Source organism: Candidatus Pseudomonas phytovorans (assembly GCA_029202525.1).
GTDB classification, from domain to species: domain Bacteria; phylum Pseudomonadota; class Gammaproteobacteria; order Pseudomonadales; family Pseudomonadaceae; genus Aquipseudomonas; species Aquipseudomonas phytovorans.
This window is the reverse complement of record CP119325.1, coordinates 4791012-4817193: the sequence shown is the minus strand read 5'-3', so window position 1 is coordinate 4817193 and position 26182 is coordinate 4791012. Positions and strand designations below refer to the sequence as shown.

24 protein-coding genes and 1 pseudogene are annotated in these 26182 nt (G+C 61.5%); 14 read left to right on the top strand and 11 right to left on the bottom strand.

The window, feature by feature from the left end:
- Positions 1-255: 255 nt before the first annotated feature.
- Positions 256-1275, bottom strand: a complete 1020-nt coding sequence (dusA, locus tag P0Y58_21155; protein WEK29389.1) for a tRNA dihydrouridine(20/20a) synthase DusA — start codon at positions 1273-1275, stop codon at positions 256-258.
- Positions 1276-1457: 182 nt separating this feature from the next.
- Between dusA and P0Y58_21150 the strand changes: the two genes are divergently transcribed.
- A complete protein-coding gene (locus tag P0Y58_21150) occupies positions 1458-1745 on the top strand; it encodes a DUF1778 domain-containing protein (protein WEK29388.1) in 288 nt (95 codons plus the stop codon).
- Positions 1703-2047, top strand: a complete 345-nt coding sequence (locus P0Y58_21145) for a hypothetical protein (protein WEK29387.1) — start codon at positions 1703-1705, stop codon at positions 2045-2047. The genes P0Y58_21150 and P0Y58_21145 overlap by 43 nt, the downstream gene beginning before the upstream one ends.
- On the opposite strand, the pseudogene P0Y58_21140 reads toward P0Y58_21145, so the two are convergent.
- The 6 genes and pseudogenes from P0Y58_21140 to P0Y58_21115 all read right to left on the bottom strand — a co-directional run bounded on the left by P0Y58_21140 (position 2029) and on the right by P0Y58_21115 (position 8866).
- A pseudogene (locus P0Y58_21140) lies at positions 2029-2508 on the bottom strand (GyrI-like domain-containing protein). The gene P0Y58_21145 and the pseudogene P0Y58_21140 overlap by 19 nt on opposite strands.
- Positions 2509-2596: 88 nt before the next feature.
- Positions 2597-4153, bottom strand: coding sequence for a hypothetical protein (locus tag P0Y58_21135; GenBank protein ID WEK29386.1), 1557 nt, complete (start codon positions 4151-4153; stop codon positions 2597-2599).
- A gap of 146 nt (positions 4154-4299) precedes the next feature.
- Entirely contained in the window at positions 4300-6825 is a 2526-nt protein-coding gene (locus P0Y58_21130; GenBank protein WEK29385.1) for a TonB-dependent siderophore receptor, read from the bottom strand.
- 100 nt (positions 6826-6925) lie between these two features.
- Positions 6926-7867, bottom strand: a complete 942-nt coding sequence (locus tag P0Y58_21125; GenBank protein WEK29384.1) for a FecR domain-containing protein — start codon at positions 7865-7867, stop codon at positions 6926-6928.
- Positions 7864-8349 (bottom strand): sigma-70 family RNA polymerase sigma factor, encoded by a 486-nt coding sequence (locus P0Y58_21120; GenBank protein WEK29383.1) that lies wholly within the window; start codon positions 8347-8349, stop codon positions 7864-7866. Before P0Y58_21120 ends, P0Y58_21125 begins: the two co-directional genes overlap by 4 nt.
- A 115-nt stretch (positions 8350-8464) precedes the next feature.
- Positions 8465-8866, bottom strand: coding sequence for a GFA family protein (locus P0Y58_21115; protein WEK33376.1), 402 nt, complete (start codon positions 8864-8866; stop codon positions 8465-8467).
- 147 nt (positions 8867-9013) lie between these two features.
- On the opposite strand from P0Y58_21115, the gene P0Y58_21110 reads away from it, so the two are divergent.
- The 6 genes from P0Y58_21110 (at position 9014) to P0Y58_21085 (ending at position 15018) form a co-directional block, all read left to right on the top strand.
- Positions 9014-9541, top strand: coding sequence for a DUF3455 domain-containing protein (locus P0Y58_21110; GenBank protein ID WEK29382.1), 528 nt, complete (start codon positions 9014-9016; stop codon positions 9539-9541).
- 109 nt (positions 9542-9650) lie between these two features.
- Positions 9651-10199 carry a sigma-70 family RNA polymerase sigma factor gene (locus P0Y58_21105; GenBank protein ID WEK29381.1) on the top strand — a complete coding sequence of 183 codons (549 nt, stop codon included), beginning with the start codon at positions 9651-9653 and terminating at the stop codon, positions 10197-10199.
- Entirely contained in the window at positions 10196-10903 is a 708-nt protein-coding gene (locus P0Y58_21100) for an anti-sigma factor (protein ID WEK29380.1), read from the top strand. Before P0Y58_21105 ends, P0Y58_21100 begins: the two co-directional genes overlap by 4 nt.
- Before the next feature lie 123 nt (positions 10904-11026).
- Complete coding sequence (locus P0Y58_21095) at positions 11027-11533, top strand: sigma-70 family RNA polymerase sigma factor (GenBank protein WEK29379.1); 507 nt, start codon at positions 11027-11029, stop codon at positions 11531-11533.
- The gene (locus tag P0Y58_21090; GenBank protein ID WEK29378.1) at positions 11530-12528 is read left to right on the top strand and encodes a FecR domain-containing protein; all 999 of its coding nucleotides are present in this window, start codon (positions 11530-11532) and stop codon (positions 12526-12528) included. The genes P0Y58_21095 and P0Y58_21090 overlap by 4 nt, the downstream gene beginning before the upstream one ends.
- Positions 12529-12681: 153 nt before the next feature.
- Positions 12682-15018: a TonB-dependent siderophore receptor gene (locus P0Y58_21085; protein WEK33375.1), complete on the top strand. Its 2337-nt coding sequence runs from the start codon at positions 12682-12684 to the stop codon at positions 15016-15018.
- A 53-nt stretch (positions 15019-15071) separates the two neighbouring features.
- Here the strand turns inward: P0Y58_21085 and P0Y58_21080 are convergent, their stop codons facing one another.
- Positions 15072-16592 (bottom strand): NCS1 family nucleobase:cation symporter-1, encoded by a 1521-nt coding sequence (locus P0Y58_21080; protein ID WEK29377.1) that lies wholly within the window; start codon positions 16590-16592, stop codon positions 15072-15074.
- Between the two features lie 294 nt (positions 16593-16886).
- Here P0Y58_21080 and P0Y58_21075 point away from each other — a divergent pair, with 294 nt between their 5' ends.
- Positions 16887-17921, top strand: a complete 1035-nt coding sequence (locus tag P0Y58_21075; GenBank protein WEK29376.1) for a L,D-transpeptidase — start codon at positions 16887-16889, stop codon at positions 17919-17921.
- Positions 17922-18004: 83 nt separating this feature from the next.
- Positions 18005-18721: a murein L,D-transpeptidase catalytic domain family protein gene (locus P0Y58_21070; protein WEK29375.1), complete on the top strand. Its 717-nt coding sequence runs from the start codon at positions 18005-18007 to the stop codon at positions 18719-18721.
- 10 nt (positions 18722-18731) lie between these two features.
- Here the strand turns inward: P0Y58_21070 and P0Y58_21065 are convergent, their stop codons facing one another.
- Entirely contained in the window at positions 18732-19436 is a 705-nt protein-coding gene (locus P0Y58_21065; GenBank protein WEK29374.1) for an SDR family oxidoreductase, read from the bottom strand.
- Positions 19437-19535: 99 nt separating this feature from the next.
- Positions 19536-20429 carry a LysR substrate-binding domain-containing protein gene (locus P0Y58_21060; protein WEK33374.1) on the bottom strand — a complete coding sequence of 298 codons (894 nt, stop codon included), beginning with the start codon at positions 20427-20429 and terminating at the stop codon, positions 19536-19538.
- 199 nt (positions 20430-20628) lie between these two features.
- On the opposite strand from P0Y58_21060, the gene P0Y58_21055 reads away from it, so the two are divergent.
- The 4 genes from P0Y58_21055 to P0Y58_21040 all read left to right on the top strand — a co-directional run bounded on the left by P0Y58_21055 (position 20629) and on the right by P0Y58_21040 (position 24834).
- Positions 20629-21183 carry an XRE family transcriptional regulator gene (locus P0Y58_21055; protein WEK29373.1) on the top strand — a complete coding sequence of 185 codons (555 nt, stop codon included), beginning with the start codon at positions 20629-20631 and terminating at the stop codon, positions 21181-21183.
- 27 nt (positions 21184-21210) lie between these two features.
- Positions 21211-22557 carry a glutamine synthetase family protein gene (locus tag P0Y58_21050; protein WEK29372.1) on the top strand — a complete coding sequence of 449 codons (1347 nt, stop codon included), beginning with the start codon at positions 21211-21213 and terminating at the stop codon, positions 22555-22557.
- Positions 22558-22632: 75 nt separating this feature from the next.
- Entirely contained in the window at positions 22633-23406 is a 774-nt protein-coding gene (locus tag P0Y58_21045; protein ID WEK29371.1) for a gamma-glutamyl-gamma-aminobutyrate hydrolase family protein, read from the top strand.
- Between the two features lie 69 nt (positions 23407-23475).
- The gene (locus tag P0Y58_21040; GenBank protein ID WEK29370.1) at positions 23476-24834 is read left to right on the top strand and encodes an aspartate aminotransferase family protein; all 1359 of its coding nucleotides are present in this window, start codon (positions 23476-23478) and stop codon (positions 24832-24834) included.
- A 162-nt stretch (positions 24835-24996) separates the two neighbouring features.
- Here P0Y58_21040 and P0Y58_21035 read toward each other — a convergent pair whose 3' ends face one another.
- Entirely contained in the window at positions 24997-26097 is a 1101-nt protein-coding gene (locus tag P0Y58_21035; protein WEK29369.1) for an NADH:flavin oxidoreductase, read from the bottom strand.
- Positions 26098-26182 lie beyond the last annotated feature (85 nt).

Genomic DNA, 26182 nt, shown 5'->3' with positions numbered 1-26182 from the left:
GGCGTGCTCTGTCCTGTGCATTTACTCGACATTACCCGAGCCCTGACAGCCGCTCAAGGGGCTGTAGGAAAGGTGAAGATTCGAGTGCCAGGCCGCCGTGAGGTTCCGCATACACAAATGCTGAAGCTTGCGATCCCTTGCAGGAGCAACGGTGTTGCTCACCACCTGAAAGCTGACGCGATCCCTGTGGGAGCGGGCTTGCCCGCGAACACGGGCGAAGCCCGTGCCATTCACCGCGTTAGCTGCATGGGCTGATCACCGCCCGTGCAACAACTCCACCGCCTGATCAAACACCGCCAACGGCTCAGCCGCTTTGTGAATGTCTGCCGACAGCAGCTGACGGAAGCGCCGCGCCCCCTTGAAGCCTTGGGCCAGCCCCAGGATATGCCGGGTAACATGGTGCATCGCGCCACCACTTTCCATGTGCGCCACAATATAGGGCCGCAATTGCGCCAGCGCCTGGCTACGGCTGATTACCGGTGCCTCGCTGCCAAACAGCTGCTGGTCAACCTCGGCCAGCAGGTAAGGGTTGTGGTACGCCTCACGCCCCAGCATCACACCGTCGAAGGTTTCAAGGTGCGCCTGGCATTCTTCCAGGGTCTTGATCCCGCCGTTAAGCACAATCTCCAGGTCCGGGAAGTCCGCCTTCAACTGCGCTGCCACGTCATAGCGCAGCGGCGGAACCTCGCGGTTCTCCTTCGGCGACAGCCCTTCCAGAATGGCGATACGCGCATGCACGGTAAAACTCCGGCACCCCGCCTCGCGCACCTGCCCGACGAAGTCGCACAGTTCGGCATAGCTGTCGCGGCCATTGATGCCAATGCGGTGCTTGACCGTTATCGGGGTCGATACCGCATCACGCATGGCCTTCACGCAATCGGCCACCAGCGCCGGATGCGCCATCAGGCAGGCGCCGATCATGTTGTTCTGCACCCGGTCGCTCGGGCAGCCGACATTGAGGTTGACCTCGTCGTAGCCCGCTTGCTCGGCCAGGCGTGCGCACGCGGCCAGGTCGGCCGGCACGCTGCCGCCAAGTTGCAGCGCCAACGGGTGCTCGGAGGCATCGTGGCGCAGGAAGCGGTGGGCGTCGTTGTGCAGCAGGGCACCGGTGGTGACCATTTCGGTGTAGAGCAGCGTTTGCCTGGAGAGCAGGCGCAGGAAGAACCGGCAGTGGCGGTCGGTCCAATCCATCATCGGTGCAACGCTGAAGCGGCGTGACGGCTCAGGGCGCGTGGTTTCTGGCTTAGAGCCTGGGTTAGCGGTCGTATCGTTCAACGCTTTCGGTACCGAATACAGGATTTTGGGGGCGTCGTAGCACATTGCTGGGTGTGGCTTAGCAAATGCTTGCAACAAAAAGGATCTGCGTTTCTCTAGGCTGGCGGGTAGTTTACCAAGAGAGCATGGTATCCGTCTGGAAACAGGTCGAGTGCCCCGTCCACAGCCATTGAGAGATAGCCATGTCGTCTCAAACCACAGAACGTGATAAGCCCGTACTGATCAATATGCGAGTGAATACCAGGATAAGTCGCCTGATCGACGCGGCTGTAAAGCTACAGGGAATGGACAGAACCAGCTTCATCCTGGAGGCTGCCTGCCGGCGAGCAGAGGCAGTGATCATGGACCGGCAGCCGTTCCCTCTCAGCGATGAAGCCTTTGGTCGTTTCGAGCAGGCACTGGAGCAGAACGCGCTAAAGGATAACAAGTGCCTGCAGAAACTCATGTCCAAACCTGCCCCGTGGAGTTGAGCAAGCCTGTAAAAGTGAGTGAAGTTCATGAACTCGGTGGTATTGGCTGTGGCGAACGCTCTATCGACGAGTATCTTAAAAAGCGGGCAAGGAATCGCCAGCAGGAAACACTGGCTGTGGAGTATGTGACCTGCTTCAATCGTATCCGCCAGGTCGCTAGCATCTTCACCTTTTCGAGCGGCTCGTTCGCCCGGCAATCTATGTCTCCCAAGAAACTGCAGCGCAATACGGCTACCGCACACCCGAATACCACTACTGGGCCGATGGGGCGGGCAAGCCCGGCCTACTTCAACGGCACATAAATATCCGTTTCCCACTGCTCCAGCGGCGTTTCCGGGTGCACGCTCAGGTACTGGAAGAACAACGGATGGTCGCGCAGTTCTTCATTGCTTGACGGCAGCCAGTCCCGGTAAAGCGGGTAAATGGTTTCGCCAATGTAAGCCGGCGAGCCGCTATGCCGAATTACCGCGCAACGCCCCCCCGATATAACCCGTTCATGCACGCCGAATTCATTGGGCTGCACCGCCTCGCGCATTTCGCCACACACGGCGAAGCGAAAGGCGTGGGGCGGGGTGGTGTCTGGGTTGTCGTAGGGGATGCCGAACGTGCGGCTGCTGGCCACCGGCGACTGGCCGCTGGTTAGACGCCATTGGCGAAAACGCGCGACGCTTTCATTGACCAAGGCGGGCGACCCTCGGTGTTCGAACGCGGCCACGCGGGTTTCGGCGAAATCCACGATACGGATCTGCATGGTGATACTCCTGCAAAGTTCGAGGTGCCTAGCCGTGTGCTTTGTTACTGTTTGTCTTGACCCTGCTGTGGCTTCCAGCGACTTTGCCAAACCCAGGTGCTCAGCGGCGATAGCCATTCAGTTCCATCAGTGCCGCTGCAGCCCGCTGCGGATCTGGCAGGGCCAGCGCCTCGCGGTACAAGGCCTGATGCACCGTGCAAAGCGTGCCGCGATCGTGCGACCTGAAATGCTCGTAAGCCTGAGGCAGGCGCTGTTCGACGCGTCGGAAAACGGCGTCCAGGTCCGCGTCTACCGTCACCGGTACCGGTACCGGTGGATCATCCGCGCGCAGCGGCATGGCGCTTTCAAATACGCGTACCCCAGCCGCCCTTCGGCTGGCCTCGACCTGCTCCGGTATCGGGCCACGCACTGGTTTGCCCGAAATAAACGCCCAGCAAGCCTCTGAGTCAATCTGGGCCAGTGCGCCGAGGAAGTCGAGCTCGTCTCGCAAGAAGTCCAGCGCCACCGGCGCTGGCGCTTGCAGCATAGCCCGCCTGAGCAGCTCATTTTGCCGCTGGATGATCGTGGTGTTCACCGCGTCAAATCGCTCGGCTTGCTGCAGTGCCTCGGCGAACTGGCGCTTTTCGGCCGCAAACTGTTCGGGGGCTTTCTGCTCCATGGTTCGCATCAGCGCAGAGCGGCGCAGGTAGGCCTCGAGTTGGCCGGGCTCGCGCAGGCGTGCCAGCCACCGGTCGGCAAAGTCAGCCGGGTCGGCAAGCCTGGTGACGATGCGTTCACGGCGCAGTGTGTCCCTGTCGGGGAACCACATCGAGTCTTGGTGGGTGTTGAGCACCTGGTCGATGAAAGCTCCGCTCAGGCCATCGTCGAGCAGCGCCTGGCGATACATTTCTGCGACTGTCGTTGAGCTCGCACCGGTGCCATACAACCCACTGGCGTGATAACCCAGTCGCCCCTCTGGCCCCAGCCAGCGCTCCCGCCCTGCCTGGTACACCAGGGTGCAGGCACTCAGGCAATTGCCATTGGTGTAGGTGATCAACCCCTTTTCTTTGACCAGCTTGGCGATGGCCTGCGCCTCGATGAGCAAGCCTCCGGTGCTGTCCAGCTGAATACGCGTCACCTCGGGGTGCGCATCCAGTTGCTGGCGCACGGCCTCGGCGCTGCCTGGCGGCAAGCCGCCGGCAATCCCCAGTTCGTCCCGCGCCAGCAGGGTGATGTGGTGAGACGGGATCTGCTGCGGATCGCGCCACAGTTGCCAGGCAGACTTGAGCGCCTCCTGGCCGTCAGCCTCGGCCAGGCTGTAAAGGGCATAGGCGCAATCAAGCAGGATCAGTGCGTACACCAGCCGTATCCACAGCATCCGGCCACCCTGGGCCCGATGCCGGCGAGCGGAGCGCCAGGTGCCGACGCCTTGCCAGATCGACATGGCAATCATGAATACCAGTATTGCGGCAAAGGCCACCAACAGGATGCCCAGGCTGCCGACGCCGGGCGGGTATTTACGTACCAGCGGCTCAAGCCCTAACAGAGGTAGCCAGATTGCCGAAAGCAGCACACTGTTGACCCAGAACGACCGGGCCAGTGAAAGCTCGCCGCGCCAGTGCCGAATGAAGTAGGAGGCACGCGGCCGGGCAGGTGACGGGTCGAGAGAGCGGTCCATGCGTTACAGCATCCTTGGCTGGGCTAATGGCAAACTGCCGCGCACGCTAGCGAAGGCGGTCGGTTACTGCAAGGGCAGTTTTGGTTCGATGGGCACAGTCCCCGGCGTGAGGGTGCCGGGGGTTTCGTTCCAGCCCCTGAAAATACCTAGAAGCTGTACTTCACATTGACCATCAGGTTACGCGGCGCGCCCCAGAAAACCGTGCCGTAGTTGCCAATGCCGCTGTAGTAGTGCTTGTCGAACAGGTTGTTGACGTTCAGGGTTGCCTTCAGGTTGCGGGTAAAGTCATAGCCACCAACCAGCCCCACCAGCGCGTAGGCCTTCTGCTCAAACTTGGCAGCCGGGTCATCGATCGCATACCAGTCCTCATCGCTTGGCTTGAAGAAGGTCGAACTCTGCCAGTACGCATTGCCGCCCACGGTGAACTTGCGCCAATCGCCCGGCAGGCGGTAGCTGGTCGCCAGCTTGAGCAGGTGTTGCGGCTGGTTGGTCGCCACGCGCTGGTCATCAGCATCGTGAGATTCGGCGAAGGTGTAGCCCGCCATCACTTGCAGGTCCTTCAGCAATTCGCCGTTTACTTCCAGCTCGACGCCGCGGGTGGTGACGCCTTGCGCCGCCCGGTAGGCGCTGCCGCCACTTGGCGTGGTGCCGCCGGTGAGCACCGCGAAGTTGTCCTGCTTCAGCTCGAACAGGGCCAGGCTGGCATTCAGGCGGTTTTCGAAGTAGGCCCCTTTGATACCAATCTCATAGCTTGCACCGGTAAGGGGGTCGATGGGCTTGCCGTCCGCACCCAGGCTATAAGCCTGCGGTTTGAAGATGTCGGTGTAGCTGGCATACACCGTGTGGTACCGGTCCAGGTCGTAGGTGACGCCAGCGTAAGGCACGATTTCGCTTGAATTGGTGGCGCTGGCCGGCAGGCGGCGACCGATGGCGTTGATCGTGTCGATGTCCCATTTGTAGTCGACGATCCGTGCCCCCACGATGACAGCCAGCGCGTCGGTGGGTTTCAGAATGGTTGCCGCGAAGCCTACCTTCTGCCGCGCCTCGATATCGAAAGTGGACCACCATTCGAAGTTGGTCGGGGTATCGCCGTAGCCGTTCCACTGGAATACATCGTTGATCACGCCATTGGTCACGCCATCATCACGCTTGGAGGTGGACTTGGTGTGGGCGATGCTGTAGCCGAACACGGCTTCATGCACGCGCCCACCCAGCGTGAACGGGCCGCGCGCATAAAGGTCCAGGCCTTTTTCCTTGCTGGTGGTGTTGAATTTGCTCGCGGTCCCGTTGTTGTTCACCGCGCCGGTTTCGGGGTCGATGTTGCCGCCGACAAAGCCATGGGAAATGCTGCCGTCTGCCTGGATGGCCTCGCTGCTGATGCCCGAGATCAGCTCGCGCGAGCGGTAATCGCGGCTGCTGATTACGCCCTTGAGCACCCAGTCGTTGTCGAAGGTATGGGCAAGTTCTGCAAAGGCGCGCTGGGTTTCCTGGTTACGCCAGGTCCAGCGGTCGGCGGCGTTGGTGTCACGGTCGAACTTGACCGTACGGCCATCGAGAAAGAACGCCGGCAGCGCCCCGGTGGTGCTGCCGTTGTCGTAGTTTTTCTGTACGTCGTAGCCGAGGGTGAACAGGGTGCTCTCGCTCAGGTCGGCTTCCAACACGCCATAGAAGGTGTTCTGCTCGCCGGTCAGGTACTCGACGTAGCTGTGCTGGGCTTGAGTGCCTGCGACCATGCGGCCACGGACGGCACCGCTGTCGGTCAGCGGGCCGGCCAGGTCGAAGTCGGCCTGGTATTTGTCCCACGACCCGGCACCTGCACCGATACGGCCCTGCAGTTCGGCAGTGGGGCGCTTGCGCACCAGGTTGATGACCCCCGAAGGGTTGCCGGAACCGTTGACCAGGCCGGTGGCACCCTTCAGCACTTCGACCCGGTCATAGACCAGGCTGTTGCCAATGCTGTAGTTGTCGCGCAATGAGCCGCCGTCGGAGGACAAGCTGGGCACGCCATCGAACTGGTAGTTGTCCAGCTTGAAACCGCGTGAATAGAAGGTAAATGCTTCAGAGCTTTCCTGGTTGACCGTGACGCCGGGCGTTTGCTTCAGCACTTCGGACACACTTTGCAGGTTCTGGTCATCCATCTGCTGGCGGGTGACCACGCTGATCGACTGCGGGGTTTTGCGCAGGCTCAGGTTCAGGCGCGTGGCGGCGGCGGTTTCGCCAGTGGTGTACGAGCCGCTTCCCTCGGTGGTCTGGCCCAGGCCCTCACCCGTGATGGTGGTTGCGCCCAATTGCAGCGTCGAAGCTGCTTCGGTCTGGCTCACCAGCACATAGTCGTTACCCACCCGCTGGGCCTTCAGGCCACTGCCGGCCAGCAGCTGGGCAAACCCCTGTTCGATGTTGAAGCGGCCGTGCAGCCCGCTGCTCTGCCGACCCTGGGTCAGCGCCGCATCGAACGACAGCAGCACATCGGCCTCGCGGGCAAAGCGGTTCAAGGTGGTCAGCAACGGCCCCGGTGCGATGTCGTAGACACGGCCGGCCTGTTCGGCATGGGCTTGGGCGCCCTTCGACAGCAGCGGGGCCAGCAGCCCGGCCTGCAGCGCGATGGCGCTGCCAAGCAGAAAGGAGGTGAGGTGTTTTCGGCGCGGGTATGGGCAGCTTGTTGTTCTGGGCATGACAGCTCCTTCAAATGCCTGATTGGGCGGTTTGCAGGAGAGCTCGAACGAGAGAGGCCAATCCGACAATGCAGCTGATAAATATTTGCACCTGATGCTATTACGTGGCTGGCATCAGCCGGACCCAGTAGCGCGTCCAGGTGCTGATCTTCAGCTGCAGCGCCTCTGCGATCGCCACCAGGGCGCGGTCGGTGTCGTCCAGTGGATAGACCCCGGCCAGGCGCAGCCCGGCCACGTCGTCACTGCAACTCAGCACGCCAGGGCGGTAGCGCTGCAGTTCGGCCAGGGCGCGGCGCAGCGGCCAGCCGTCGAGTACCAGTTGCCCTTCGCGCCACGCCGTGCGCGCCAGGTCGGCCGGGCGTGGCTCGGGGAGCGGACCGTTGTCGAAAGCCAGCGCCATGCCTGCGTCAACCCGCACCGAGTGGGCGCTCGCAGTGTTGTGTACCGCGACGGCGTGTTCGACAACGGACAGCTCGGTGCAATCGGCATGCAGGCGCACAGTAAAGTCAGTGCCCAGGGCGCGCATGTCGCCGTGCACCGTGCGTACGCGCAGCGGGCGAGGGTCGGCGGCAGTGTGCACGGCGATTTCGCCGCCGAGCAGCACGATCAGGCGCTGCTCCGCGCTGTAGCGGATATCGACGACCGAGGCCGTATTGAGCGTCAGCCGTGTGCCGTCCTGCAGGGTGAGGCTGCGGCGTTCGCCGGTCGCGGTACGCACATCGGCCAACCAGACGGGGGCGTTGCGATAGCCCGTCCAGGCCACCCCGGCAACGCCTACGCCGAGTACCAGCGTCTTCAGCAACGTACGCCGTCCCGTTTCGATCTGGCCTGCGGCAAGGGTGTGCCGGGCCAGTGGGCCATGCACGCCGGCAAGGCCCGCCTGCAACTGCTCCAGGCGGCCCCAGGCCCAAGCGTGCAACGGGGTCTGATCGAGCCAGGCTTGCCACTGTGCCCGGAGCTGCGCGCACTCAGGTGCTGCGAGAACGCGCGCATGCCAGTGCGCCGCTTCGCGCAGGGCCTGGCGCTGGTCGGCAGGGCTCATAGCTGCGCGTCGAAAGCGAACAGCAGGCAGCGTTCGGTGGCCTTGGCCATGTACTTCGTCACCGAACTGACCGACACACCGAGGCGTTGTGCGACCTCGGGGTAGGTCAGGCCATCAAGTTGCACGTACAGGAAGGTATCGCGCACTTTCTGGCCAAGTCCGTCGAGCATGGCGTTCAATTGCATCAGGGTTTCCAGCATCAGCAGGCGTTGCTCGGGGGAGCACTCCTCAAGCACCGGCTGGTTGGCGAGGAACGCCAGGTAAGCCTGCTCAAGGTTGTGTCGGCGCAGTTGGTCGATCATCACCCGGCGTGCCACGGTGGCCAGAAAGCTGCGTGGCTCTGCCAATGGCTGGCGTAGCGCGCTGCTGATCAGGCGCACAAAGGTGTCTTGAGTGATATCGGCCGCCCGGTCTGCATCACCCAGGCGCCTGCGAATCCAGCCTTGCAGCCATTGACTGTGGTCGCGGTACAGGGCGTGCATTTCATCATGCTGGGAGGATGCGGGCGGCTGCGGGTAGGGCACCTGGATCTTCCTGATTATAAAGTGCGGATAAGAATTGATCGCAATTATAGGGATATCAGGGTGCTTTGCAATGTCAGTCGGCCAGAGGAACAGCGCTGCAGGCCGCGTACCACGGGGCGGCAGAATCGACGTGAAGGTGTGTCTGTTTCTTGGGCAGGAATGGCGTATCCAGTGTGCCCAGCGCTATCGATATCCAGTCGGCAAACTCACCTTGTGAGCGTGACCAGAACAAGGTCGAGCCGCACTCCACGCAGAACTGCCGCACCACCGTCTGCGAGGAAGCATAGGTCTTGATACTGGTGGCGCCGCGAAGGATGCGCAGCATGCTGCGCGGAACACTGCCGTATGAGGCGAATGCTGCGCCGTGGCCTTTGCGGCATTGGCTGCAATGGCAGTGGCTCACCGCTTTTGGCGGGGTTAGTAGCAAGTAACTGACCGCTGCGCACAAGCAGCTTCCTTGGTATGCCTCTTTCACTGGTGCTTCCGTGCAGGTGGAAAACGCCAGCGTACACCCCAGGCGAAAAAATTGTTTGGGTCGCTGCATCCAGAAGGGCACTTGGCGGGTAGTCCTTGTCAGGCAGTCGAAAATTGCCTGACCCATGACCCTCAAGGAGTTCGCCCCATGATCATCAAGCCCGCTTTCTCCCTGCTCGCCACCTGCCTTGTACTCGCGTCTGCTGCCGCCCATGCCCAGTCGGGCGTTCCGGAGGCAGTCAAGGTTCCCGATGGCCACGCCATCCTGCTGGAAACCGTCGGTGTCGGTGAGATCACTTACGAATGCCGCGACAAGGCCAACGCGCCAGGCCAGATGGAATGGTTTTTCGTCGGCCCCAAGGCAGTGCTCAACGATCGCAGCGGCAAGCCTGTGGGTGACTATTTTGGTCCTCCGGCCACTTGGCAGGCCAAGGACGGTTCAAAAGTGACCGGCACTCAGCTTGCCGTAGCCCCAGCGGCCAAAGGCGATATCCCGTATCAACTGGTCAAGGCCAACCCTGCCGAGGGCAAGGGCGCAATGCAAGGGGTCAGCTACATCCAGCGCCTGGCTACCCGCGGTGGGGTAGCGCCTTCCATGGATTGCACGGCACAGAGCAAAGGCGCGCAGCAGCAAGTCAAGTACCAGGCGGATTACGTGTTCTGGTCAGCCAAGTGACGAGGGCCTGAGCTGCACACCAGCGATTGATCATCTACGCTGCTGGACGTGCCCCAGGCCATTAAGGCAGGGCATCGTCCAGGTTTCATGACCAAGGAACGACACCATTTTGAATTCGCCTGTTGTTCCATTTGATTTCGAGGGCTGTCTTGCAGCGTGTGCTCAAGGGGACCGCCACGCCTTGCAGGCGCTCTATGAACATGAGGGGGCACGTTTGCTGGGCGTCGCCCGGCGCATCGCGCGCGACCAGGCGAGCGCAGAAGATATCGTTCACGATGCCTTTGTCCGTATCTGGACACGTGCCGCCAGCTTTGACCCATCGCGCGGTTCTGGCCGGGGCTGGGTCTACAGCATCACCCGTCACCTGGCGCTGAACTTTGTGCGTGACAGCCGCTGGGAAGCCGAGCTGGATGAGCCTGGCATGATCGCGGCTGTAACACTCGCTCCGGAGTTGGACGACCTGCAGCTGTGGTCGGGCTCGGCGAAAATCTATCGCTGCCTTGAGCAACTGCAACCCGCTCCCCGGCGCTGCATCCTGCATGCGTATGTGGACGGTTGCAGCAATGCCGAAATCGCAACCCTGCTGGGTGCGCCGTTGGGCACCGTGAAGGCATGGATCAAGCGAAGCCTGAAGGCCCTGCGGGAGTGCATGACATGAAGCAAACCCCTGGTGATGCCAGCGCCGAGCACCTGGACGACCTGGCGGCTGAGTATGTGCTGGGCACCTTGAGTGGCGAGCAGCGTGCGGCCATGCAGGGCCGGTTGGCAACAGAGCCGGCTTTACGTGCCGCAGTTGACGCATGGGAGGCTCGCCTGCTCGAACTGACCACCCGGGTTGAGCCCGTCACCCCGACCCGCCGCTTATGGGGCCGAATTGAGCGCAGCCTTGAAGAGGCCAACCCGGCCAGGCGCCAACGTCCTGCCGGTTGGCAGCGACTTGGCCTGTGGCAGGGGCTGAGCGCTGCGGGGCTTGCGGCGAGCTTGCTGTTGGCCTTCGCGCTGTTGACCAAGGCGCCGCCTGTGACCACGTACATGGTGGTGCTCGTAGCACCGTCGGGCCAGGCCCCAGGGTGGGTAGTGCAAGCCAACGATGCGAGCATGATCGAACTGATCCCGCTTGGCGTGGACGATGTTCCCGAAGGCATGACCTTGCAGTTCTGGACCAAGGGCGACCAGTGGCGCGCACCTGTTTCGCTGGGGTTGGTCAAACCGGGCGAACAATACCGCGTGCCGCTGAGGCGCTTGCCTGCGCTTGAGCCGAACCAATTGTTTGAACTGACCCTTGAGAAAGCGGGAGGCTCTACCACTGGTGCTCCAACGGGCCCGGTGAAGTTCATCGGCCGTGCAGTGAAAGTGATATGAGGCGGCCCCAATGGCTGCCTATCTGACTGACTGACTGACTGACTGACTGACTGACTGGCTTGTCGAGTCTCAGTCAGGCGCATATGATACTAAGTCTCATTTGCACGACTTGTATGACTACCCATGGCATCCGTCGACACCGCTCAGCTGGTCGCTCTCTACGAACAGCAACACCGTTGGTTGCGTAGCTGGCTGTATCGGCAATTGAGTTGCCCGCACCGCGCCGCTGACTTGATGCAAGATACCTTCATGCGGCTATTGGCCAGCAACGAGCCGCTCGAAGTCCGCCAGCCACGGCCGTTTCTGGCGAAGGTGGCGCGCAGCGTCTTGTCCAACCACTATCGCCGGGTGCGCCTGGAAAAAGCCTATCTCGATGCGCTGCAGATGGAAAACGAAAGCGTGCTGCCAGACGTGGCGACCCAACTGATTATTTTCGAGACATTGGTTCGGCTCGACGAGGCACTCTGCAAACTGGACATTGCCGTCAAAAAAGCCTTCCTCTGGTCACAGCTGGATGGGCTCAGCCACGGGGAAATTGCCGAGCGGCTGGGCATTTCGATCGCCACCGTAAAGCGCCACATCATCAAGGCGGGTGCGCAATGCATGCTGGTGACGGAAGCGCTGCAATGACGATCAGCACAAACGCCTTGCCCCGAGAACCCTCGCTGTCACCAAAAATGTGTGAACAGGCCATGGAGTGGTGGCTCGATATGCAGGAAGCCAGTTTCGACTCACCGGCACAGGCCGCCTTCATGGCATGGCGTAATGAGCACCCCTTGCATGAGGCTGCCTGGGAAAGAGCCTTGGCGCTGGGGGAACAGCTCAACTCATTGCGCACCCAAGGCGACCCAAACCTTGCCCGGCAGGCCCTGTTGGTCACTTCCCGGGAAGGGTTGAGCAGGCGACGGGCAATCAAGGGCCTGGCCTTGCTGCTGAGCGCAAGCGCAGCTACCTGGATGGCCCGCGACAGCGAAATGGTGTCACGTATCAGCGCCGATTACGCCACTGGCGTTGGTGAGCAGCGACGTGTCGCGCTGGCCTCCGGCGTGTCGGTTGAACTCAATACCCGCAGCGCGTTGAAGGCTCGCCAGGCAGATCATGGCTGGCACCTTCGCTTGTTAAGCGGCGAGGTGCTGGTCGACACGGTGTTGAACCAGACGCTGTTTGTTGAAACCGCCCAGGTTCGGGCTCAGGCGTCTTCGGCACGTTTCACGGTACGGCAGTTTGACAATGGTTCAACGCAGTTGGCGGTCTATCGTGGCTCGCTTCAGGTAATCCCGATGCAAGCCAGCACGTGGGCGTCCCTGCAAGCCGGACAACAGGCACGCTTCGGGCCGATCGGGGTGCTCGATCAAGGTGCGTTGCAAGCGGGTACACCGGCCTGGGCTGAAGGCATGATCGTCGCCAACGGCCAACCGCTCCAGGCGTTTCTCAATGAACTTGGGCGCTATCGTCATGGGCATCTTGGTTGCGACAGTGCCTTGGCCAACCTGCAGGTATGGGGCACCTACCCGTTGGCAGACAGCGATCGGATCATCGATGCCGTCGCCCAGACGCTGAAACTGGATGTGCAGCGCTTCACTCGCCTGTGGGTCAACTTGAGGCCCTTGGCGGCTACCGTCTGACACATTTTTCGTCCTTGATGAGCCGTTTTGATTTCTGGTGAGACTCATAGGCCATAAACCAAAATCATCGGGAAACATCACATGCATCGTTTGAGCAATTTGCCGCCCTACGCAAGCTCGTTAGCCTCCGCCCTTGGCGGCGCCTGTGTGGTAATGGCCGCCACCGCATCGCCTGTGTGGGCAGCCACCGACAGCCGCTTGCAGCACTACGAGATTGCCCCGGCGCCGCTGGGTGTTGCGCTCAATCAACTGGGCCAGCAAGCCCATTTGCTGTTGACGTTTCCCAATGACCTGGTTGCCGGGCAAACCAGCCCGGGCCTGAGTGGTGACTACACGGTCGAAGGCGCTCTGGAGGCGTTGCTTGCAGGCCGCCAACTCATTGCGGTGCGCCAGCCCGATGGGCAATACATCCTGCAGGGGGCGCCGGCTTCCACCGGCGTGGAGCTCCAGAGCATTTCCATTTCGGGCAAAGCCCCCGGGTCGACGACTGAAGGCACCGGGCTCTACACCACCTACTCGTCCAGCAGTTCGACCCGTCTGAACCTGACGCCCAAGGAAACCCCGCAGTCGTTGACGGTGATGACCCGCCAGCGACTGGATGACCAGCGCCTGACCAACCTCAGCGACACCCTCGATGCCACGCCGGGCATTATTGTGTTGCGCGACGGCCAGGGTGCCGAGTCCGACGGCTATTTCTCTCGCGGCTTCGAGGTTCAGAACTTCGAAATCGACGGCGTACCCACCGTCAAACGCATGGACAACTACACCCAGAGCATGGCCATGTACGACCGCGTGGAAGTGGTACGCGGTGCCACCGGCCTGATCAGCGGCCTGGGCAGCCCTTCGGCGACCATCAACCTGATCCGCAAGCGTCCAACTGCTGAGGCTCAGGCCAGCGTCACCGCAGAAGCTGGCAATTGGGACCGCTATGGCACCGGTTTTGATGTGTCTGGCCCTTTGACCGAAACCGGCAATGTACGCGGTCGCCTGGTCGCTGACTTCAAGACCGAGCGGTCCTGGATAGACCGCTACAAGCAGGACTCGCAACTCATCTACGGCATCACTGAATTTGACCTGAGCGAAGATACCCTGCTGACCATGGGCTTCAGTTATCAGCGCACAGATGTCGATTCGCCGATGCGTTCCGGCCTGCCGACACGTTTCACCGACGGTTCACGCACCCAGCTCAAGCGCTCGCTTAACTCGGCGCAAACCTGGTCGTACAACGACCATGAACAGACCAGCTTTTTCACCTCGATCGAACAGCAGTTTGCCAATGGCTGGAGCGGCAAGGTGGAACTGACCCACTCCGAAAACACCTTTGACGAAGTCTTCAACTACGTCAACGGCGGCCTGAACCCGGATGGCAGCGGAACCACCCAGTTGCCGGTGCGTTTCTCTGGCACCCCGCGCCAGAACAATATCGACGCCTACCTGACCGGCCCATTTGGCCTGCTTGGGCGCGAGCACGAGTTGATCGCCGGCGTGACCTTGTCCAACTACTACGAGAATGTGCCGAGCTACGGCGGCTGGAAATACGACTACTCCGGTTCCCCGGCCGGCGCGATCGACAACCTGCTGAACTGGAATGGTGATTCGGTCAAGCCGGAGTTCAACGTCACCGGCAAATCCACCACCGACGAAACCCAATACGCCGCCTACCTCGCCACGCGCCTGCACGCCACCGATAACCTGAGTATCTTGCTGGGTAGCCGCCTGATCGACTGGCACCGTGACATCGAAGACAAGCCCTACGACGGCGCGCAAACCAAGACCAAGGAATCGGAAACCGGTGTCTACATTCCGTATGCCGGCGTGGTGTACGACGTCAACGACACGTGGTCGTTGTATGCCAGCTATACGAAAATCTTCAACCCGCAATCGTCCTGGGTTCGTGACATCAACAACAAGCCGCTGGACCCGATGGAGGGCACCGGTTACGAAGTGGGTGTGAAAGGCAGCCACTTCGATGGCAGGCTGAACTCCAGCGTCGCCTTGTTCAAGATCGAGCAGGACAACCTGGCAATCTGGATCGACACGCCCGGTGGCAACACCTATAAATCCGAACAGGGCACCACCACCAAAGGCGCCGAGTTCACCCTGGACGGCGAACTGGCCGAAGGCTGGCAGGCATCCGCCGGTTATGCCTATGCCGTCAGCACCGACGCTGACGATCAACGCATCGTGACCTCGCTACCCCGTCACAGCCTGAAGACCTTCACCAGCTATCGCCTATCGGGGATTCTGGACAAGGTCACCCTTGGCGGCGGCGTGAACTGGCAGAGTAAAACCGGTGCCGACCTGCACACCTTTACCCAGGGCAGTTACGCCGTCACCAACCTATTGGCTCGCTACGACTTCAACCAACACTTGAGTGCGTCAGTGAACCTGAACAACGTATTCGACCGCGAATACCTCAGCTATGCCGGCGACCACGGCATGTACGGTGCGCCACGCAACATCATGACGGGCATCAGATACAACTTCTGACGTTCGTACGCACCGTTTGCAAGTCTGCCAGGCCAGCTAACGCCCAGAGGCGGTCAATGATGTGCGCTATCCACCGCAATGCTTTCACCGCAAACCTCGGCGTAGCTGGCGCTGCGGTTGGCGATGGCGTAGTGGATCAGCGCGCCCAGGCCGGCGCCGAAGAACCAGGAGAACTGCGACAGCGACTCGAACGCCGGCACCAGCGCCAGCACGATGGCGATCAGTGCAGCCGGGATGAACGCCGCCACGGCGCGCAGGTTGACCCCGCCGCTGTAGTGATAGGCGGCTTCCGGGCTTTCGCTGTACAGCTGCGGCAGGTTCACCCGGCTGCGGCGTACCAGGTAGTAGTCGGTGACGATGATGCCGTACAGCGGGCCGAGCAGGGCGCCCAGGCCACCGAGGAAGTACACGATCACTGACGGGCTGTTGTACAGATGCCACGGCAGGATCACCACCGCGATGCCAGCGCTGAGCAGGCCGGCGCGGCGGAAGTTCAGCAGGTTCGGCGCCAGGTTGGCGAGCACGTAGGCCGGGGCGACGAAGTTGGCCATGATATTCACCGCCACGGTGACGATCAGGAAGGCCAGACAGGCCAGCACCAGGCCGGCGGTGTTCGGGATGGCGGCAACGATCTCGGTCGGGCCCTGCACCAGCTTGCCGTCGATGCTGAACTGCGCACCGGCCAGCACCACGGCAATCAGCGCGAAGCCCAGCATGTTCACCGGCAGGCCCCAGAAGTTGCCTACGCTGATGGTGCGCCGGTCCGGGCAGTTACGGGTAAAGTCGCAGAAGTTGAGAATCATGGTGCCATACAGCGAGACCCATAGCGCGGCGGCGCCCAGCACCTTCAGCCACATTGTGGAGCCGGTCGGCGCATTGCCGCTGGACCAGGCAATCGACAGGCCACTGCGCCAGTACATCCAGCCTGCCAGGCCGGTGAAAGCGACCAGGATGATCGGCCCGGTGATGGACTCGAAGCGGCGCACCATCTCCATGCCATAGGCAAAGATCGCCACCTGTATGCACCAGATACCGAAGAAGGTGAGCCAGCCCAGGGTCGACAGGCCGAGGATCGAGTTCTGATCGTAGGCCTTGAGATCTGGCGCGATGGCGGTCAGCAGCACGCGCAGCACGACCGAGGCGAGGTAGGTCTGGATGCCGAACCAGGCGATGGCGATCACCGCGCGGATCAGTGCCGGAATCTGTGCGCCATGGATGCCGAAGCTGATCCGGCACATGACGGGGTAGGGCAGGCCGGTCTTCTGGCCCATGTAGCCGGAAAGGTTCATCAGGCCGTAGATCACCAGCGCGCCCAGCGCGAAGGCGGCGAGGATCTGCGCGCCACTCATGCCCAAGGCGAACAGGCCGATGGCGAAGGAATAGTTGGCGATGTTATGCACATCGTTGGTCCACAGCGCGAACAGGCTGTAGCGCCCCCAGGTGCGGTTTGCCGCGCGGGTCGGTGCAAGGTCGGCACTGTACAGGCGCGGGCTCAACGCCAGCTGGCCGGGCCCGGCCGTATCGGCGGGGAGCGCATCGAGCTGGTCAACATCGGAACGTGAAATCGACGCCATCGGAACTCCGTGATGGTTGTGTACTTTTATTGTTGGTCTTGTATACACACAAGATTCGTACCAATCCATGCGTTTGGGGGTGTCCGTGGCTTTCAGGCCTTCATCCGACTTTTTGCGTACTGTGTTGCGGTCTTGGGTGGGAATATTGTGCACACTAACTGTGCAAAGTTGTTACCACCTGCGCAGTGTGTGGGCGCGAGCAAGCCTGATAGCTTGGGCGGGCGCGTTGAGCGGGTGGCTTTGCGGGGGATGTTCCGACTAAGCTGGCGGCAGGGTTCTATGGGGGGCAATGGGATGTTGCATGTACCGTTTGGCTTGGGCCTTTTACTCGCTGTTACCTTGGTCGAAGCGGCGCCACTCCAGGTGCCCACCCCGGCCGCACTCAGGAGCCAGCTTGAAAGCCTCAAACCTGGCCAGTTTCTCTGGTACCCGCAGGTCTCGCCGGTGGGGCCGGTGACCGTAGTGGTCAGCCTCACCGAGCAACGCGCGTACGTTTATCGCAATGGCATCGCCATCGGCGTCAGCACCGTGAGCAGCGGCAAGGCAGGCCGGGAAACCCCCACCGGGGTATTCAGCATTCTGCAGAAAAAGGTCGAGCATAAGTCCAGCCTCTACAACAGCGCACCGATGCCCTACATGGAGCGCCTGACATGGGACGGCATTGCCCTGCACGCCGGCCACCTACCGGGGTACCCCGCCTCGCATGGATGCGTGCGCCTGCCGATGGAGTTTGCCAAAAAGCTGTATGAAGTCACCGGCTTCAGTTCGACCACGGTTATCGTTTCCGACACCAACAGTGCCCCGGTGGAGGTGTACCACCCCGGTGTGCTGGCGCCCACGGTCAGCGATGGCAAGGCCCAGGGCCCGCTGGTGCTGAGCAACCAGCAATTCTGGAGCGACCCGGACCCGACGGCGGGGCCACTGTCGATCCTGGTCAGTCGTGCCGACTTGCGTGCCTATGTGTATCGCGGTGGGCAGCTGATCGGTTCGGCACCGGCACTTTCGCTTGAAGAGCGACAGCATCGCAGCGGCATGGCGGTGTACTCCCTGCTGCAAAAGCCCTCCGCGCTGGCACTTGATGGCGGGCTACCCCTGCGCTGGTCAGTGGTGGGCCTGAGCAACCCGGAGTACGGAAATACGCCGTATGAGCAACTGGGGCAATTGAGTATCAACCCGGAGTTCCGCCGTCATCTACGCGCGGCGATGGACGTTGGCACGATGCTGGTGATCACCGACTGGGCATCGACCCGGGATACCCGCAGCGATGGAAAATTCACGGTAATCAGCACCGAAGGCGCTGAAGAATCCAAACCATTGGTCAAGAAGTGATCGGAATTGCTGGGGTAATCAAGCAAAGTAGCCGCTTTTGCCTGCAATCAAGGCAAGAAAAATCAGGTTCAACCGGGTATTCCATGTCGATGTTCAAACCATTGCGGGGCGCTTTCCGGCTCTCCGTGGCCAGTATTGGCCTGCTGTTCCTTAGCACCTGGCAAATCGCCTGCGCGCAACCGCTGCCTAGCGCCGCCGAGCTGCAGCAGTTGGCGCCGAGCGCCAGCCTTTCGACCCTCGCCCTGGCGCTCACTGCCTACGCGTGCGCCAGTCACAGTGACCCGGACAAGTTGCTGACGGTGATCGATTATTCCAAGGCCTCGCGTGACAAACGTTTGTGGGTGTTCGACCTACGTTCCAGGAAACTGTTGTTCGAAGAGTGGGTCGCCCATGGCAAGAACAGCGGCGCCGATGTGCCGACCGCGTTCTCCAACGCCCCGAACAGCTATCAATCTTCCATTGGCTTGTATGAAACCGGTCAGACTTACAGCGGCAAGCACGGGCGCTCGCTGCGCCTGCAGGGGCTGGAGCCGGGGTTCAACGACAACAGCATGTCGCGGGCGATCGTGATGCATGCCGCGGCATATGCCGACCCCAAGGTCGTGCCCGGTCTCGGTCGCTTGGGGCGCAGCCAGGGCTGCCCTGCCGTTCGGCCGGCAATTGCCGGCAAGCTGATCGAGACGCTACAACGCGGCAGCTACGTGTTTGCCTATTACCCGCAGCAAGACTGGCTGAAGAAATCGCGGTTCCTTAACGCCCAGAGTTGCCCGCTGGTCAATCAATCGGTCGCCAGCAAGTAACTGGCATCAATCAGACGCTGCGTGTCACGCCGCCATCGACCTTGATGTTCTGCCCGGTGATGTAGGCAGCGCCTTCGCTGGCGAGAAACGCGATGGTGGCGGCAACTTCCTCGCTGGTGCCGTAACGTTTGAGCGGTACGCTGTCGCGGCGTTGTTCGGTGGCCGGCAGGCTGTCGATCCAGCCCGGGAGCACGTTGTTGATCCGCACGTTATCCCCGGCGAAGTTGTCGGCGAAGATCTTGGTGAATGCGGCCAGGCCCGAGCGGAACACCGCCGATGTCGGGAACAGCTCGCTCGGCTCGAACGCCCAGGCGGTGGAAATGTTGATGATCACGCCACCTTTCTGGCGTTGCATGTAGGGGGTCACCAGGCGAGTCGGGCGAATGACATTGAGCAGGTAGGTGTCCATGCCCTTGTGCCAGTCTTCGTCGCTGATCTCCAGGATTGGCGCACGCGGACCATGGCCGGCGCTATTGACCAGCACGTCGATGCGGCCCCACTTCTGCACCACGGCGTCGACCAGACGCTGCAGGTCTTCAACCGACTCGTTGCTGCCGGTGACACCAATGCCGCCAAGCTCGGCCGCCAGGGCCTCGCCCTTGCCCGAAGAGGAGAGGATGCCAACCTTGAAACCGTCAGCGGCCAGGCGCCGTGCTGCTGCCGCGCCCATGCCGCTGCCGCCGGCCGTGATAATCGCAACTTTTTCTACTGACATGCTGCCTCCAGAACGTGAACGGTGGATTGCTTAGGTACACATACCTTAGCAGCGGCTCCAGCAGCGGGGGAGACAGCCAAACTTTACCGTGACAGTAGATTAACTATTGTTAGCCTGTTGCTTCAGCCAGCGCTGCACGACGCCTAGCGACTCGGGCTGTTGCAGCTTTCGTGGCCAAACCAGGTAGAACGACTTATCGAGCTTGAGCTGCTGAACGAAGACCTGAGTCAGCCTGCCCGCGACGATGTCTTCGCCGACAAATGCCAGGCTGGCCAACGCAATACCCTGACCGCTGATTGCCGCATCGATGGCCAGCGAGGTCTGATTGAACCGCAGGTTTTTGGCAGTCGGCTGCGCGTGTTGCGGAAACAGCTGCGCAAGGAACTGCGGCCAGAAATTATGAGCGTCGTGCAGCATGATGAAATCCTGAAGCTGCGCAAAGCTGGCGGGGACATGGGTGCCCTCGAACAGCTTTGGGCTGGCGACGGCGACGATGCGCTGCTCCATCAACAGTTCGCTGTTCAGGCCTGCTCCGATCTCGGGTTTGCCATAGCGGACTGCGATATCCACGCCATCGGTGCTGAAGTGCGACAGCCGGTCTGTGGCCAGCACCCGCAGGTCGATTTCCGGATGGCTTTGCGCAAAGCTGCCCAGCCGGGGGATAAGCCATTTAGAAGCAAAGGTCGGGGTAACGCTGACCGTCAGGTGAGCCGCTTGTGGCCGCAGTAGGCGCGTTGCCTCATCGATCATCGCCAAAGCGCTGCGAATGCTGCCGCTGTAGCCCACGCCTGCATCGGTCAGCGCCAGGCCCCGCGGGAGGCGCTCGAACAAACGAAGGTTCAGGTTCGCTTCCAGCCCACGTATCTGTTGAGCAACTGCTGCCTGGGTCACGCCCAGCTCCTCGGCCGCCAGGCGGAAGTTCAGGTGGCGGGCAACCACTTCAAACACGCGTAGGGCGTTAAGTGGGGGCAGTTCAGGGAAACCGTTTGGCATGACGATGGCGATGGCCGGGCTGGAATTCACCGCCGAGGCTACTCCCTGCGCACCCGTAAAGAAACCCGGGCCAACGTTGCCGATCCAGATCGCGGTACTGCGCGACTGCGCGCATTTCCATCTTCTGGCTTGACTCGTGAAATTTTTCATGTATTTTTTCATGAAAAATAACACTAAAAATTTCACGGCAGCCCAATCGATGAAGATGCACGAAGAGGTAGAAGCCCTCGCGATCCTTATTCACGACCTGCGCAAATTCAAGAACCTGACCCTGGGCGAACTGGCCGAGCGCATCAACCGCTCGGTCGGCTTCCTCTCGCAGGTTGAACGCGGTGTGTCGCGCCCTACCGTGGCGGACCTCACCGCCATCAGTGAAACGCTGGGTGTGTCGACCGCGTACTTCTACAACCTGAGCAAACCCCGCGGCATTGGTTGGGTCACGCGCCCCCACGAGCGGCGCACGCTGTACCTGGAGTCGGGCATTACCGATGTGCTGGCTTCGCCCACCATCGCCGGCGCCTTCTCCATGCTCGACAGCCATCTTGAGCCAGGCGCCAGCAGTGGCGAGGCAAACTTGAGTGACCGTTCCGAGCAGGGGTGTTTCGTGCTTGAAGGCGAACTCACGGTATGGATGGACCACGGCGAGGCCGTGACCCTGCAGGCCAACGACTGCTTCCAGGTGCAGCCCCACGCGCAGTTCCGTTACGCCAACCTGACGGAAAAGCCCACCCGCGTGCTCTGGGTCTTCAATTGAATTCGTTCACCTCACAAGGATAAGAAGATGAGTGTCATCTTTGCGGACCTGCTGGCTGAAGTGCGCGCGTTTCGCGCAGAGCACCCGGCAATACGTTATGTCGACCTGATTGCGCTGGATATCCCCGGGCACTTCTACGGCAAGCGTTACCCGATGGACATGCTGGAAAAAGTTGCAGCCGGCGCACCGCTGAAACTGCCGCAGAACTGCATACTGTTGGGCACCCAGGGTGGCCTGTACCCGATCGGTGACTACTGCTTTGCCGACGGCGACCCGGATGCTGCCCGGCGGCTGGTGCCGGGTACCTTGAAGCCGGTGCGCTGGGAAAAGGAAGTGATTGCGCAGATGCTCATCACTTCCGACGGCACCGCCAAGCCTGTCGAGTTCGAGCCCCGTGAAGTGCTGGCCCGCGTGCTTCAGCGCCTGGCCAAACGTGGCATCCGCCCGGTGGTGGCCTTTGAACTGGAGTTCTATCTGTTCGACCGCAAGCTCGACAACGGTCTGCCGCAGTACCCGCGCGACACAGCGACCGGGGACGAAGACGACCAGCCGAACATGCACATCGAGCGGCTGTCCCGCTTCGCGTCGGTGCTTCACGAGATGGTCGATGGTGCCAACGAGCAGGGCGTGCCGGCGAACGTCATCACCGCAGAGCTGGGCCCCGGCCAGTTCGAAATCAACTTCTCCCACAGCGACGATGCTCTGAGCGCGGCGGACTGGTCGGCGCTGTTCTGCCGCAGCACCCGTGGTATCGCGATGAAACACGGCTACCGTGCCAGCTTCATGAGCAAGCCGTACCTGGACGCGCCGGGCAGCGGCATGCATGTGCACGTCAGCCTGTATGACACTGCCGGCAACAACATCCTGGCGGGCGCTGAACAGCGCAAGCTGCGCCACGCGGTAGCAGGGTGCCTGGAGCTGCTGCCCCACTGCATGCCGATTTTCGCCCCCAACCACAATGCCTATCGCCGCTACGGCGCCATGGTGAACGCGGCGAGCATGGCCAGCTGGGGCTTTGAAGACCGTGATGCGTGCATTCGCATCCCCGAGTCCGACCCGCGCAACCTGCGCATCGAACACCGCCTTGCGGGCGCCGATGCCAACCCGTACCTGGTGTTGGCGGCGATCCTGACCGGCATGGAGCATGGCCTGGACCGCGGCGTCGAGCCCATCGCACCGCTGAACGAAAACCGCCAGAGCGGTATCGACTTCCCCAAGGATGCCCTCGGTGCACTGGCCGCCATGCGTCACCACCCGGTGGTCAACGAAGGCCTGGGCAGTGAGTTCGTGATGGTCTATTGCGAAAACAAACACCAGGAGCAACTGGACTTCATGCGCCACATCGATGCCCGCGAATACCGCTGGTTCCTGTAGGTGCCGAAGTTCCAACAGCGACGCTGCACCCTCCCTTTCAATACAACGCGCAATATGGATTTGCCGGAGGAAGATATGCCCCGTGTGCCCGTTATCGGCATTACCGCATGCACCAGCATGATCGAGCTGCATGCCACCCAGACCATCAGCGAGAAGTACGCACGCGCGGCAGCCAAGGCGGCGTGTGGGCTGCCCATCGTTATTCCCAGCCTCGGTGAGCTGATGGACAGCGCCGATATTCTCGATGTGGTGGATGGGCTGATCTTCACCGGTTCGCCGTCCAACATCGAGCCGTTCCACTACAACGGCCCGGCCAGTGCAGAGGGCACCCATCACGACCCGCTGCGCGATGCCACCACGTTGCCGCTGATGCGTGCAGCCATCGCCGCCGGTGTGCCGGTGCTCGGCATTTGCCGTGGCTTCCAGGAAATGAACGTGGCACTGGGCGGCACCCTGCACCAGAAGGTCCACGAGACCGGTGTGTTCATGGACCACCGCGAAGGCAAGGGTGAGCCCATCGACAAGCAATATGGGCCGCGCCACACCATGCATGTAGAGCCCGGCGGCCTGCTCGACCGCATGGGCTTGCCGGCGGTCTTCGACGTCAATTCCATCCATGGCCAGGGCATCGATGTACTGGCCCCGGGGCTACGGGTGGAGGCGCTGGCACCCGATGGCCTGGTGGAAGCGATTTCGGTCCAGAACGGCAAGGGGTTTGCCCTGGCCGTGCAATGGCACCCCGAGTTCCAGGTCATGGATAACCCGCATTACCTGACCATCTTCCAGTCCTTTGGCAAGGCCTGCAGGCATCGCTCGGTACTGCGCCAGCGGCTGTTGCTGTCTGCCTGAACAGCCGCCTTGCCCACCTACAAAAAATACCCGCGCAGCACAGCTGCGCAACTTGATGGAGTGAAGTCAATGAGTGAACAGAATTCGCAGACCCTCGCTTGGCAATCGATGAGCCGCGACCATCACCTGGCCCCGTTCAGCGATGTGAAACAACTGGCCGAGAAAGGCCCGCGCATCATCACCTCGGCCAAGGGCGTGTACCTTTGGGACAGCGAGGGCAACAAGATTCTCGATGGCATGGCCGGCCTGTGGTGCGTGGCGGTCGGCTATGGCCGCGATGAGCTGGCCGAGGTCGCCAGCCAGCAGATGAAGCAGCTGCCGTACTACAACCTGTTCTTCCAGACCGCGCACCCGCCTGCGCTGGAACTGGCCAAGGCGATCGCCGATGTGGCGCCCGAAGGCATGAACCACGTGTTCTTCACCGGCTCCGGCTCCGAAGGCAACGACACGGTGCTGCGCATGGTTCGCCATTACTGGGCGCTGAAAGGCAAGAAGAGCAAGCAGGTCATCATTGGCCGCATCAACGGTTACCACGGCTCAACCGTGGCGGGCGCAGCCTTGGGCGGCATGAGCGGTATGCACCAGCAGGGCGGGGTGATCCCGGATATCGTGCACATCCCGCAGCCATACTGGTTCGGCGAAGGCGGCGACATGACCGAGGCCGACTTTGGCGTATGGGCAGCCGAGCAGTTGGAGAAGAAGATCCTCGAAGTCGGCGTGGACAACGTTGCCGCCTTCATCGCCGAACCGATCCAGGGTGCCGGTGGCGTGATCATTCCCCCGCAAACCTACTGGCCGAAGGTCAAGGAAATCCTGGCCAGACACGACATCCTCTTCGTCGCCGACGAAGTGATCTGCGGTTTCGGCCGTACCGGCGAGTGGTTCGGTACCGACTACTACGACCTCAAGCCTGACCTGATGACCATCGCCAAGGGCCTGACCTCTGGTTACATCCCTATGGGCGGGGTGATCGTGCGTGACGAAGTGGCCAAGGTCATCAGCGAAGGCGGCGACTTCAACCATGGCTTCACCTATTCCGGCCACCCGGTGGCGGCTGCGGTGGGCCTGGAGAATCTGCGGATTCTGCGTGACGAGCAGATCATTCAGCAGGTACACGATAAAACCGCGCCGTATCTGCAGCAGCGCCTGCGCGAGCTGGCCGACCACCCGCTGGTGGGCGAAGTGCGCGGCCTGGGCATGCTCGGTGCGATCGAGCTGGTGAAGGACAAAGCCACCCGCGCCCGTTACGAAGGCAAAGGTGTGGGCATGATCTGTCGCCAGCACTGCTTCGACAACGGCCTGATCATGCGCGCCGTGGGCGATACCATGATCATCGCCCCGCCGCTGGTGATCAGCATTGAGGAAATTGACGAGCTGGTGGAAAAGGCCCGCAAGTGCCTGGACCTGACCTACGAGGCTGTTCGCTAAGGGCGAGCACGTACTTCGGGAACGGCGCGGGCTTTCAACTGTGGAACGGCTTACTCGCACCTGCAGATCGCGGCCTGATCCTGCAGGCGCCGAGGATAGTTCACGGCCAGGTCAACCTGGTCGGTCACTACTGATGTGCGCCGAACCCCCTGTCATGGTTTTCTAGGCTTCGAACTCACCCGCCTTGATATTTGCAATCGGTCCGAGAATCGATGCATCGAAGGGTGCGAGAGGCTTCCCCTCAAGTAGACGGCTCGGGAAGTCTGGATTTGCCAGCGCTGCTTTCCCCAGGGCGATGATGTTTGCGCCGTCGCTCAGCGCGGTATCGAGATGCTCGGGCGCGTGAAGGCCGCCATTGGCGATCAGCGCCGGGGTCGGTGCATACCGTCGGGCGAGCTCGATCAAGCTTGCGCTGTTGCTGGTGAACGCAGGCTTCCACGCTTCGAACTCGGTTACGTGGATGAAATCGACACCTGAATCCTGCAGCGAGCCGAAAATGACTTCGGCGTCCGCTTCGCCCCCAGCCCATTTGTGCTGGAAGTCATTGACCTTGCCTTGGGATATCCGGACGCCGACCGGCACAGCACCCACTTCGACCCTGACTGCTTTGACGACCTCAAGCGTTAGCTGGATTCGCTGGTGCGTGCTGCCACCCCAGCGATCCCCGCGTTGGTTGGCGTAGTCGGTGAGGAATTGGTCGAGCAAGTAGCCGTTTGCCCCATGTATTTCAATGCCGTCGAAGCCAGCTTCCGTAACTGACCGCTTGGCCGACTGGGCAAATCCGGCGATGGCGTCGGCGATGTCCTCATCGGTCATCGCCTTGGGAACAGGGTACGAACCCTCACCAAAGTAAAAACGCATCTGTTCGCCTTTGGGCTGAACCGATGAGGGCGCTATCGTGTGGTCAGAAAATCGGTTCGCTTGGCTAAGCGCCCCAGCGTGCATGATCTGAGCAAAGGCGGCGCTGTGATGAGCGTGAATCCGATCAGTTACCACGCGCCATGCACGCGCCTGCTCTGGGTCGGTAATACCCGGCTGGAAAGGGTAGCCCTGGGAAAATTGCCGGTCGGTATAGATACCTTCCGTAATCACCAGGCCGAACCCTCCCTTGGCAAACCGCTCGTAGTACCGTGCCATGGCGTCGGTGGCTTTGCCATCCTGCGTGGCGCTTACGCGAGTCATGGGCGCAACTGCCAGGCGATTGCGCAGGGTGAGCCTGTTAATATCGTAAGGCGTTAGAATTGCTGCTATTGAATCCGGCATACAGTCACCTCGTAGTTCCGTCGATTGGCAATTTATTTCATGCCATTCCCGAATCCTACGAAGCTCATACCGGCAGACCTAGCCA

What these genes read in the sequence shown, in the direction of transcription:
- P0Y58_21110 (WEK29382.1), top strand. Translation starts at nt 9,014, where the DNA reads ATGATCATCAAGCCCGCTTTCTCCCTGCTCGCCACCTGCCTTGTACTC.
- P0Y58_21065 (WEK29374.1), bottom strand. Translation starts at nt 19,436, where the DNA reads ATGTCAGTAGAAAAAGTTGCGATTATCACGGCCGGCGGCAGCGGCATG.
- P0Y58_21035 (WEK29369.1), bottom strand. Translation starts at nt 26,097, where the DNA reads ATGCCGGATTCAATAGCAGCAATTCTAACGCCTTACGATATTAACAGG.
- P0Y58_21040 (WEK29370.1), top strand. Translation starts at nt 23,476, where the DNA reads ATGAGTGAACAGAATTCGCAGACCCTCGCTTGGCAATCGATGAGCCGC.
- P0Y58_21070 (WEK29375.1), top strand. Translation starts at nt 18,005, where the DNA reads ATGTCGATGTTCAAACCATTGCGGGGCGCTTTCCGGCTCTCCGTGGCC.
- P0Y58_21135 (WEK29386.1), bottom strand. Translation starts at nt 4,153, where the DNA reads ATGGACCGCTCTCTCGACCCGTCACCTGCCCGGCCGCGTGCCTCCTAC.
- P0Y58_21075 (WEK29376.1), top strand. Translation starts at nt 16,887, where the DNA reads ATGTTGCATGTACCGTTTGGCTTGGGCCTTTTACTCGCTGTTACCTTG.
- P0Y58_21150 (WEK29388.1), top strand. Translation starts at nt 1,458, where the DNA reads ATGTCGTCTCAAACCACAGAACGTGATAAGCCCGTACTGATCAATATG.
- P0Y58_21085 (WEK33375.1), top strand. Translation starts at nt 12,682, where the DNA reads ATGGCCGCCACCGCATCGCCTGTGTGGGCAGCCACCGACAGCCGCTTG.
- P0Y58_21080 (WEK29377.1), bottom strand. Translation starts at nt 16,592, where the DNA reads ATGGCGTCGATTTCACGTTCCGATGTTGACCAGCTCGATGCGCTCCCC.
- P0Y58_21045 (WEK29371.1), top strand. Translation starts at nt 22,633, where the DNA reads ATGCCCCGTGTGCCCGTTATCGGCATTACCGCATGCACCAGCATGATC.
- P0Y58_21050 (WEK29372.1), top strand. Translation starts at nt 21,211, where the DNA reads ATGAGTGTCATCTTTGCGGACCTGCTGGCTGAAGTGCGCGCGTTTCGC.
- P0Y58_21095 (WEK29379.1), top strand. Translation starts at nt 11,027, where the DNA reads ATGGCATCCGTCGACACCGCTCAGCTGGTCGCTCTCTACGAACAGCAA.
- P0Y58_21090 (WEK29378.1), top strand. Translation starts at nt 11,530, where the DNA reads ATGACGATCAGCACAAACGCCTTGCCCCGAGAACCCTCGCTGTCACCA.
- P0Y58_21055 (WEK29373.1), top strand. Translation starts at nt 20,629, where the DNA reads ATGAAGATGCACGAAGAGGTAGAAGCCCTCGCGATCCTTATTCACGAC.
- P0Y58_21100 (WEK29380.1), top strand. Translation starts at nt 10,196, where the DNA reads ATGAAGCAAACCCCTGGTGATGCCAGCGCCGAGCACCTGGACGACCTG.
- P0Y58_21125 (WEK29384.1), bottom strand. Translation starts at nt 7,867, where the DNA reads ATGAGCCCTGCCGACCAGCGCCAGGCCCTGCGCGAAGCGGCGCACTGG.
- P0Y58_21120 (WEK29383.1), bottom strand. Translation starts at nt 8,349, where the DNA reads ATGCACGCCCTGTACCGCGACCACAGTCAATGGCTGCAAGGCTGGATT.
- P0Y58_21060 (WEK33374.1), bottom strand. Translation starts at nt 20,429, where the DNA reads ATGCCAAACGGTTTCCCTGAACTGCCCCCACTTAACGCCCTACGCGTG.
- P0Y58_21130 (WEK29385.1), bottom strand. Translation starts at nt 6,825, where the DNA reads ATGCCCAGAACAACAAGCTGCCCATACCCGCGCCGAAAACACCTCACC.